The 2,223-nt window shown below is 34.1% G+C and carries 4 protein-coding genes; 3 read left to right on the top strand and 1 reads right to left on the bottom strand.

Annotated elements, in window-relative coordinates; genetic code table 11:
• Positions 1–198 precede the first annotated feature (198 nt).
• Positions 199–909, top strand: coding sequence for a rolling circle replication-associated protein (locus DVW83_RS14540; protein ID WP_137239650.1), 711 nt, complete (start codon positions 199–201; stop codon positions 907–909).
• A gap of 37 nt (positions 910–946) precedes the next feature.
• Here DVW83_RS14540 and DVW83_RS14535 read toward each other — a convergent pair whose 3' ends face one another.
• Positions 947–1,138 (bottom strand): hypothetical protein, encoded by a 192-nt coding sequence (locus DVW83_RS14535; RefSeq protein ID WP_137239648.1) that lies wholly within the window; start codon positions 1,136–1,138, stop codon positions 947–949.
• A 130-nt stretch (positions 1,139–1,268) separates the two neighbouring features.
• On the opposite strand from DVW83_RS14535, the gene DVW83_RS14530 reads away from it, so the two are divergent.
• Together DVW83_RS14530 and DVW83_RS14525 are read left to right on the top strand one after the other, a co-directional pair.
• Positions 1,269–1,484 (top strand): hypothetical protein, encoded by a 216-nt coding sequence (locus DVW83_RS14530; RefSeq protein WP_137239645.1) that lies wholly within the window; start codon positions 1,269–1,271, stop codon positions 1,482–1,484.
• Positions 1,485–1,777: 293 nt separating this feature from the next.
• Positions 1,778–2,050 carry a hypothetical protein gene (locus DVW83_RS14525; protein WP_137239642.1) on the top strand — a complete coding sequence of 91 codons (273 nt, stop codon included), beginning with the start codon at positions 1,778–1,780 and terminating at the stop codon, positions 2,048–2,050.
• The last annotated feature ends 173 nt before the right edge of the window (positions 2,051–2,223 follow it).

Below are 2,223 nucleotides of genomic sequence, written 5' to 3'. Positions count from 1 at the left end.
CGCACCCCGCGCACGCGAAAAAACAATCAGACTATGGAGCATTTGGCTGTTGATGATTTGAAATCTGATTAATAAGTTTTGGGGACCGGCCCCCTCTAACAGCCGGTTAGAAGTGCCAAATTGGCACATTTTAGTTTTTGGGAGGTGAATTCGGCGTTACCCGTCTACTTGACATACGGGTAACTTAACGGAAGATATATGGCTAAATTTTATAAGACGAAAATTAAAGAATATCCTGATGGTTCTAAGGTTTTGACTGTTTATAAGAATGCTTTGTGTGTTGATGATTCTGTCGATTTTGAAAGTGTTTCTTATTCTTCTTCTGAAGAGAAAACTCAAGAAGAAAAAGATTTAGAAAAGCTTCGTAATCTTTGGAAAGTTCGTACTAAAATAAAAGACTATTGTTTGAGTAATGATTTTACGTATTTTTGGACTCTTACATTTTCTGAGGATCGTTCTGATGATGGTTTGTGTTTTAAAAAGCTTTCTAAATGGCTTGAATTGATGAGAAAGAAATATGGGAGGTTTAACTATATTTTTATACCTGAACGTCATAAAGATGGTTCTATTCATTTTCATGGTGTTACTGGTGGTTTTGGAGGGGCAATCGTTTATTCTGGTGTTAAACACAAAGGGAAAAAGGTTTTTAACTGTTTAGATTGGATTTATGGTTTTACTACTTTGTCTAGAATCCGAAGTAAAAAGAAATGTGCTAATTACATTTCTAAATATGTTACAAAAGATTTAGACCAAGGGATTGTAGGTAAAGGCAAAAAGAAATACTGGTCTTCTCGTGGCTTGAGATTACCAGTAGTAGAGTATTCTAGTTTAGACCTTAGCGGAGGTCTTGAACCAGATTATGAAAATGATATTTGCTTAATCTATAATATAAATTCAACTGAATTATAACGTAAAGTTGTGAGTCTATAAAGACTTTCAACTTTTTTTATCTTAACATTTCTTCGCTTATTTTTGAATGATAGTCCAATGGATTTTTTACTTTTGATTGATTTTTATGTTTTTCTTTGTTTGTTTCTAATTTTGATTTTAGTGTTTCTTTATTTTTTTTAGGTTTTTTCTGCATTTCTTCGCTTATTTTTGAATGGTAGTCTAGTGGATTTTTTGTTTTTTTAGGCATTTTTATCACTCCTTTTTTATTATAATTTTTTCTGTTTTATTTTTTTGTTTTTTTATTTTTTTTATTGTTTTAAAAAATGTTGGCATTTTTGTCTAAGTGGTATATTATACGTATAAAGGAGGTTTTTAGGTTGGCTAAAAAATTTACAGCTACGTTTGATGAGAAGTTATTAAAGAGAGTTGATTTGACTGCGGAAGAGATGGGTTTGACTAGAAGTGCTTTTCTTGCTGTTGCTGTTAACACTTATTTCCAACAATTTGACGCCCTTAAAACCATGAATGAAATGAATGCTGTTCTTTCTAAGTTGGAAGAGCTTGAAATTAAGATTGATGAGAGCAAAGCGTAGCGGTTCATTGACAGTAGGTCGTGCATGTTATCCTGGAAATTGCTTCAGCAATGGAATTCTGGATTAGTCTTTTTATCGCTGAAGCCCTACAGAATTGGAACATGCTAAGAGGTACCTGCTGTCAATGATTGCGGATATGGCTAGGAGTTTCTTATCTTGATAATATAGGCAACTTAAATCCCACACTTTTACATACAAAAGAGGGCTCAAACCCTTGGTGTATGTGGCTTTTTTCTTCTTGTCTTAGGGTGGAAAAAGGTCAAAGAGCATATTTAATTTTTGGAGGTACTTTTATGATTATTAAATGGGATTTATATGATATGGACTATGAGGGCGAAAATAGGGCGATTCCAGAGGAGTTAAGAGATTTTGATAAGCTATTATTGCTTTATAGCTTAGAACGCCAATTAGGCGAAATGTATGACGAATTAGGGCATTATGAATTTGAGTGTTTGCGTGATGATTGCTACCAAATGTTTGAGAAAGCTGTGTTCGATATTTGCGAGAAAAGAAAAAGACGAACTCAAAACCAAAGCCTGGAGAGCAAAGAGTTTAAAGTCGTCTAGTAGGACTTATTTTATCATTATTTCGTTATTCATTCAAACAGCCAAAAAGCGCACATGAGTCTGCTTTTGTTTTTTTCGCGGGGCGCATGGGAGCGACGCACCCCGCGCACGCGAAAAAACAATCAGACTATGGAGCATTTGGCTGTTGATGATTTGAAATCTGATTAATAAGT

It is taken from the genome of Enterococcus sp. VV15 (genome assembly GCF_005236045.1).
Lineage (GTDB): Bacteria > Bacillota > Bacilli > Lactobacillales > Enterococcaceae > Enterococcus_B > Enterococcus_B durans.
The sequence above is the reverse complement of the archived record's forward strand: the minus strand, read 5'-3'. Positions and strand labels throughout refer to the sequence as shown.

Coding starts and splice junctions, on each gene's coding strand:
- DVW83_RS14540 (WP_137239650.1), top strand. CDS start 199: ATGGCTAAATTTTATAAGACGAAAATTAAAGAATATCCTGATGGTTCT.
- DVW83_RS14535 (WP_137239648.1), bottom strand. CDS start 1,138: ATGCCTAAAAAAACAAAAAATCCACTAGACTACCATTCAAAAATAAGC.
- DVW83_RS14525 (WP_137239642.1), top strand. CDS start 1,778: ATGATTATTAAATGGGATTTATATGATATGGACTATGAGGGCGAAAAT.